This is a genomic window from Streptomyces sp. NPDC048603 (assembly GCF_043199475.1).
Classification (GTDB): Bacteria; Actinomycetota; Actinomycetes; order Streptomycetales; family Streptomycetaceae; genus Streptomyces.
This window is the reverse complement of the sequence record NZ_JBICVY010000031.1, coordinates 1-6520: the sequence shown is the minus strand read 5'-3', so window position 1 is coordinate 6520 and position 6520 is coordinate 1. Positions and strand designations below refer to the sequence as shown.

Below are 6520 nucleotides of genomic sequence, written 5' to 3'. Positions count from 1 at the left end.
GCCGGAGGCGACGCGACAACGTCGCGCCCTTGACGCCGACGGCCGGCACGGAAGGACGATGAGGACTGACGGGCAGCCCCCGGGCACCCTCTCGCTCCCGACCAGGCGAAGCCCCGGCACACCCCGGCAGCCTCCAGGCGCTCCCAGACGCCGTCCCAGCGAAGCCCCGCACACCCCCACCCCGCCCCACCCCCGCCCCGCCGTAACGCACCGCATCCGGCCCCACACGCCAATCGGGCGGAACGTACGATTCCGGGGGTGGGTGACGGGGTGGGGTCAGGGTGAGCCGGGCCACATGGTCCCAGGATTCGGGACGGATCTGTCCGGATTATGGACAGTAGTGGACTCCTCCAAGACACGCATGCCACGCTTCCCCCCATGAATGGAGCTGGAATTGCCTTGGTGAGTCGGCGGCACGTCGACCTCGGCCGCATGTCCAGCGCCATTTGTCCGGCGAGCTGACGGAACCAGCACCGCCGCACACACCTCGCTCGCCCTGTCGCAGCGCCGCGGCGGACCGAGTCGAACCCCCGATGGCCGAACCGGTCCGTCCCCACCGCACGACGGGCCACCCAGCCACGCCTGCCCCTGATTGCGCAGGTCACCTGCCCATGCCTTGAGCCGCCGAAGAAGGACGTACCGCCATGGCCGCCACCCCCGAAAAGCCCGCAGCCGCTCCCGCTGCCGCGCGCCGTAAGACCGGCCGTCACCGCGGTGAAGGCCAGTGGGCCGTCGGCCACCACACGCCCCTCAACGGCAACGAGCAGTTCAAGAAGGACGACGACGGTCTCAACGTGCGGACACGCATTGAGACGATCTACTCCAAGACCGGGTTCGACTCGATCGACCCCAACGACCTGCGCGGCCGTATGCGCTGGTGGGGCCTCTACACCCAGCGCAAGCCCGGGATCGACGGCGGCAAGACCGCGATCCTGGAGCCGGAGGAGCTGGACGACAAGTACTTCATGCTGCGCGTCCGCATCGACGGCGGCCGGCTGACCACCGAGCAGCTCCGCGTGATCGGCGAGATCTCCGAGGAGTTCGCCCGCGGCACCGCGGACATCACCGACCGGCAGAACGTGCAGTACCACTGGATCCGGATCGAGGACGTCCCCGAGATCTGGCGCCGGCTGGAGGCCGTCGGCCTGTCGACGACCGAGGCCTGCGGTGACACCCCGCGTGTCATCCTCGGCTCCCCCGTCGCCGGCATCGCCGAGGAAGAGATCATCGACGGCACCCCCGCCATCGACGAGATCTACCGCCGGATCGTCGGCAACAAGGACTTCTCGAACCTGCCCCGCAAGTTCAAGTCCGCGGTCTCCGGCTCGCCGCTGCTCGACGTGGCGCACGAGATCAACGACATCGCCTTCGTGGGCGTCGAGCACCCCGAGCACGGTCCCGGCTTCGACGTCTGGGTCGGCGGCGGTCTCTCCACCAACCCCAAGCTGGGCGTCCGGCTGGGTACCTGGGTCTCCCTGGACGAGGTCCCCGACGTCTACGAGGGCGTCATCTCGATCTTCCGTGACTACGGCTACCGCCGGCTGCGCACCCGCGCCCGCCTGAAGTTCCTCGTCGCCGACTGGGGCGCGGAGAAGTTCCGCCAGGTCCTGGAGGACGAGTACCTCAAGCGGAAGCTCACCGACGGCCCCGCCCCGCAGGAGCCCGCCGGCCAGTGGCGCGACCACATGGGCGTGCACCGGCAGAAGGACGGCCGCTTCTACATCGGCTTCGCCCCGCGCGTGGGCCGGGTCGACGGCGCCACCCTGAACAAGATCGCCGACGTGGCCGAGCAGCACGGCTCCGGCCGGCTGCGCACCACCGCCGACCAGAAGATGATCCTGCTGGACATCGAGGAGGCGCAGGTCGACTCCGCGGTCGCCGCCCTGGAGGCGCTCGACCTGCGGGTCAACCCGTCCCCGTTCCGGCGCGGCACGATGGCCTGCACCGGCATCGAGTTCTGCAAGCTGGCCATCGTCGAGACCAAAGCGCGCGGCGCCTCGCTGATCGACGAGCTGGAGCGCCGCCTGCCGGAGTTCGAGCAGCCGCTCACCATCAACATCAACGGCTGCCCGAACGCCTGCGCCCGTATCCAGGTGGCGGACATCGGTCTCAAGGGCCAGCTGGTCCTGGACGACGACGGCAACCAGGTGGAGGGCTACCAGGTCCACCTGGGCGGCGCCCTCGGCCTGGAGGCCGGCTTCGGCCGCAAGGTCCGCGGCCTGAAGGTCACCAAGGACGGGCTGCCCGACTACGTGGAGCGGGTCGTCAAGCGCTTCGAGGAGGAGCGCGAGGACGGCGAGCGCTTCGCCGCCTGGGTCGGCCGCGCCAGCGACGAGGCCCTGTCGTGAGCGAGCGTGCCGCCCCGTTCTACTGCCCGTACTGCGGCGACGAGGACCTGTTCCCGAACGAGCAGGGCCACGGCGCCTGGGAATGCCGCTCGTGCAATCGCGCTTTCCAGCTGAAGTACCTCGGGCTGCTGGCCCGCGGGCTTCAGTCCAACACCGTTGGAGGGGAAGAGATATGACCACGGTTCAGGAAACCGGGACGCGCGACCTCAAGGCGCTCGCCGAGCAGGCGGGCCGGGACCTGGAGGACGCCTCTCCGCTGGAGATCCTCACCTGGGCGGCCGAGACCTTCGGCGGGAAGTTCTGCGTGACCTCCTCCATGGAGGACGCGGTCGTGGCGCACCTCGCGTCCCGCGCCTTCCCGGGCGTGGACGTGGTCTTCCTCGACACGGGCTACCACTTCGAGGAGACCATCGGCACCCGTGACGCGGTCGAGGCCGTGATGGACGTCAACGTCATCACCCTCACCCCGCGCCAGACGGTGGCCGAGCAGGACGCGCAGTACGGACCGAAGCTGCACGACCGGGACCCCGACCTGTGCTGCAAGCTGCGCAAGGTCCAGCCCCTGGAAGAGGGCCTGACCGCGTACGAGGCGTGGGCGACGGGCCTGCGCCGCGACGAGTCCCCGACCCGGGCGAACACCCCGGTGGTCGGCTGGGACGAGAAGCGGCAGAAGGTCAAGGTCTCCCCCATCGCCCGCTGGACCCAGGACGACGTGGACGCGTACGTCGCCGAGCACGGCGTGCTCACCAACCCGCTGCTGATGGACGGCTACGCCTCCGTCGGCTGCGCCCCCTGCACCCGCCGCGTGGCGGAGGGCGAGGACGCGCGGGCCGGCCGCTGGGCCGGCCGGGCCAAGACCGAGTGCGGGCTGCACGGCTGATGACCACCACGACCACGAACGACACGGAACCTACGGAGAAGCGGATGAGCGTGACCGGCCAGGGAGCCACGGTGTGGCTGACCGGTCTGCCCAGCGCGGGCAAGACCACCATCGCGTACGCGCTGGCCGAGCGGCTGCGCGGCGAGGGCCACCGGGTGGAGGTCCTCGACGGTGACGAGATCCGCGAGTTCCTCTCCGCCGGCCTCGGCTTCGACCGCGCGGACCGGCACACCAACGTGCAGCGGATCGGCTTCGTGGCCGAGCTGCTCGCCAGCAACGGCGTCAAGGCGCTGGTGCCGGTCATCGCCCCGTACGCGGACAGCCGTGAGGCGGTGCGGAAGCGGCACGCCGCCGCGGCGACGGACTACCTCGAGGTGCACGTGGCCACCCCGGTCGACGTGTGCTCCGAGCGGGACGTGAAGGGCCTGTACGCCAAGCAGGCCGCGGGCGAGATCTCCGGGCTGACCGGGGTCGACGACCCGTACGAGGCGCCGGAGTCCCCGGACCTCCGTATCGAGTCGCACACCCAGTCCGTGCAGGAGTCGGCCGACTCCCTGTACGCGCTGCTCACCGAGAGGGGTCTGGCATGACCACCGCCGCCACGCACCTGCACTCCGACGCGGACGCCGACGCGCCGTACGCGCTGTCGCACCTGGACTCCCTGGAGTCCGAGGCCGTGCACATCTTCCGCGAGGTGGCGGGCGAGTTCGAGAAGCCGGTGATCCTCTTCTCCGGCGGCAAGGACTCGATCGTCATGCTGCACCTGGCGCTGAAGGCGTTCGCGCCGGCGCCGGTGCCGTTCTCGCTGCTGCACGTGGACACCGGCCACAACTTCCCCGAGGTCATCGAGTACCGCGACCGCACGGTCGCCGAGCACGGCCTGCGCCTGCACGTGGCCTCCGTCCAGGAGTACATCGACGCCGGCAAGCTCCGCGAGCGCCCGGACGGCACCCGCAACCCGCTGCAGACCGTCCCGCTGACCGAGGCGATCCAGCAGCAGAAGTTCGACGCCGTGTTCGGCGGCGGCCGCCGCGACGAGGAGAAGGCCCGCGCCAAGGAGCGGGTGTTCTCGCTGCGCGACGAGTTCTCCCAGTGGGACCCGCGCCGCCAGCGCCCCGAGCTGTGGCAGCTCTACAACGGCCGGCACGCGCCCGGCGAGCACGTCCGCGTGTTCCCGCTGTCCAACTGGACCGAGCTGGACGTGTGGCAGTACATCGACCGCGAGGGCATCGAGCTGCCGGAGATCTACTTCGCCCACGAGCGGGACGTGTTCCTGCGCAACGGCATGTGGCTGACGGCCGGCGAGTGGGGCGGCCCGAAGGACACCGAGACGGTGGAGAAGCGGCTCATCCGCTACCGCACCGTCGGTGACATGTCCTGCACGGGTGCCGTCGACTCCGACGCCACCACGCTGGACGCCGTGATCGCCGAGATCGCCGTCTCCCGCCTCACCGAGCGGGGCGCGACCCGCGCCGACGACAAGCTGTCCGAGGCCGCGATGGAAGACCGCAAGCGCGAAGGGTACTTCTAGACATGACCAGCACCACCGAGCAGCTCAGCGCCACGACGCTGCTGCGCTTCGCGACCGCCGGCTCCGTCGACGACGGCAAGTCCACCCTGGTCGGCCGTCTGCTGCACGACTCCAAGTCGGTCCTGGAGGACCAGCTGGAGGCCGTGGAGCGGGTGTCCGCCGACCGCGGTCAGGACGCCCCCGACCTGGCGCTCCTCACCGACGGCCTGCGGGCCGAGCGGGAGCAGGGCATCACCATCGACGTGGCCTACCGCTACTTCGCGACGGCCCGCCGCCGGTTCATCCTGGCCGACACCCCCGGGCACGTGCAGTACACCCGGAACATGGTCACCGGCGCTTCCACCGCCGAGCTGGCCGTGGTCCTGGTCGACGCCCGCAACGGCGTGGTCGAGCAGACCCGCCGGCACGCGGCCGTCGCCGCCCTGCTGCGCGTGCCGCACGTGGTCCTCGCGGTGAACAAGATGGACCTCGTGGGCTACGAGGAGTCCGTCTTCGCGAAGATCGCCGAGGAGTTCACCACGTACGCCTCCGAGCTGGGCGTCCCGGAGATCACCGCGATCCCGATCTCGGCGCTGGCCGGTGACAACGTGGTGGAGCCCTCCGCCAACATGGACTGGTACGGCGGCCCGACGGTGCTGGAGCACCTGGAGACCGTCCCGGTGAGCCACGACCTGACCACCTGCCCCGCGCGTTTCCCGGTGCAGTACGTGATCCGGCCGCAGACCGCCGAGCACCCGGACTACCGCGGCTACGCGGGCCAGATCGCGTCCGGCGTGCTGCGGGTCGGCGAGGCCGTGACCGTGCTGCCGTCGGGGAAGACCTCGGTGATCGAGGGCATCGACGCGCTCGGCGAGTCCGTGGACATCGCCTGGGCCCCGCAGTCGGTGACGCTCCGCCTGGCGGACGACATCGACATCTCGCGCGGCGACCTGATCGCGCCGGCCGCGAGCACCCCGGCGACCACCCAGGACGTCGAGGCGACGGTCTGCCACGTGGCCGACCAGCCGCTGACGGTGGGTGCCCGGGTGCTGCTGAAGCACACCACGCGCACGGTCAAGGCGATCGTCAAGGACATCCCGTCCAAGCTGACGCTCGACGACCTGTCCCAGCACCCCAACCCGGGGCAGCTGGTGGCCAACGACATCGGCCGCGTCGTGGTCCGTACCGCCGAGCCGCTGGCGCTCGACGCGTACGCCGACTCGCGCCGCACCGGCTCCTTCCTGCTGATCGACCCGGCGGACGGCACCACTCTGGCGGCCGGCATGGCGGGCGAGTCCTTCGCCTCCAAGGCCGAGACCGCCGTACAGGACGACGAAGGCTGGGACTTCTGAGATGTCAGTGGACATCTTCTCCACCTTCGCCAAGGAGGGCGGCCGCGTGGGCAGCGGCGCCCTCGGCAGCGGCCAGGGAGGAGTGGCGCGATGTGCGCGATGACCGAATTGCCGTCGGCATCCTGCCTGCGAGCCCTCACCCCCCACGAGCTGTACCTGCCCCTGCTCCACAGACGAAGACGCGCCTCATGAATTGACGGCGCGTCACGAGAGGAAGCCCTCCCGTGCCTGCCAACGGTTCCACCAGCAAGTCCACCCTTCGCCGCGGCCTCGCCGCTGCCGCCGCCCTGCCGCTGCTGATCGGCGCTCTCGCCTCCTGCGGTTACGGTTCCGAGGCCAAGAAGGACGAGTCCTCGGACAAGGCCAACGTGGCGGCCGACGGCAAGAAGCTGTCCGCCTCCGAGGTCCGGATCGGCTACTTCCCGAACCT

Annotated in this window: 7 protein-coding genes and 1 pseudogene; all 8 read left to right on the top strand. The window is 70.6% G+C overall.

The window, feature by feature from the left end; all coding sequences use genetic code 11:
* Window positions 1–330 precede the first annotated feature (330 nt).
* Window positions 331–462, top strand: a complete 132-nt coding sequence (locus ACGFQ9_RS38530) for a putative leader peptide (RefSeq protein WP_393580602.1) — start codon at window positions 331–333, stop codon at window positions 460–462.
* A gap of 182 nt (window positions 463–644) precedes the next feature.
* Window positions 645–2348 (top strand): nitrite/sulfite reductase, encoded by a 1704-nt coding sequence (locus ACGFQ9_RS38525; protein WP_393580600.1) that lies wholly within the window; start codon window positions 645–647, stop codon window positions 2346–2348.
* On the top strand, window positions 2345–2524 hold the full coding sequence (locus tag ACGFQ9_RS38520) for a hypothetical protein (protein ID WP_393580599.1): 180 nt from the start codon (window positions 2345–2347) through the stop codon (window positions 2522–2524). Before ACGFQ9_RS38525 ends, ACGFQ9_RS38520 begins: the two co-directional genes overlap by 4 nt.
* On the top strand, window positions 2521–3228 hold the full coding sequence (locus ACGFQ9_RS38515; protein ID WP_393580597.1) for a phosphoadenylyl-sulfate reductase: 708 nt from the start codon (window positions 2521–2523) through the stop codon (window positions 3226–3228). Before ACGFQ9_RS38520 ends, ACGFQ9_RS38515 begins: the two co-directional genes overlap by 4 nt.
* Window positions 3229–3272: 44 nt before the next feature.
* Window positions 3273–3818, top strand: coding sequence for an adenylyl-sulfate kinase (gene cysC, locus ACGFQ9_RS38510; RefSeq protein WP_393580603.1), 546 nt, complete (start codon window positions 3273–3275; stop codon window positions 3816–3818).
* Window positions 3815–4759 (top strand): sulfate adenylyltransferase subunit CysD, encoded by a 945-nt coding sequence (gene cysD, locus ACGFQ9_RS38505; RefSeq protein WP_393580595.1) that lies wholly within the window; start codon window positions 3815–3817, stop codon window positions 4757–4759. The genes cysC and cysD overlap by 4 nt, the downstream gene beginning before the upstream one ends.
* Before the next feature lie 2 nt (window positions 4760–4761).
* The gene (locus ACGFQ9_RS38500) at window positions 4762–6090 is read left to right on the top strand and encodes a sulfate adenylyltransferase subunit 1 (RefSeq protein WP_393580593.1); all 1329 of its coding nucleotides are present in this window, start codon (window positions 4762–4764) and stop codon (window positions 6088–6090) included.
* A 224-nt stretch (window positions 6091–6314) separates the two neighbouring features.
* Window positions 6315–6520 (top strand): annotated as a pseudogene (locus ACGFQ9_RS38495) (sulfate ABC transporter substrate-binding protein); the annotation flags it as partial.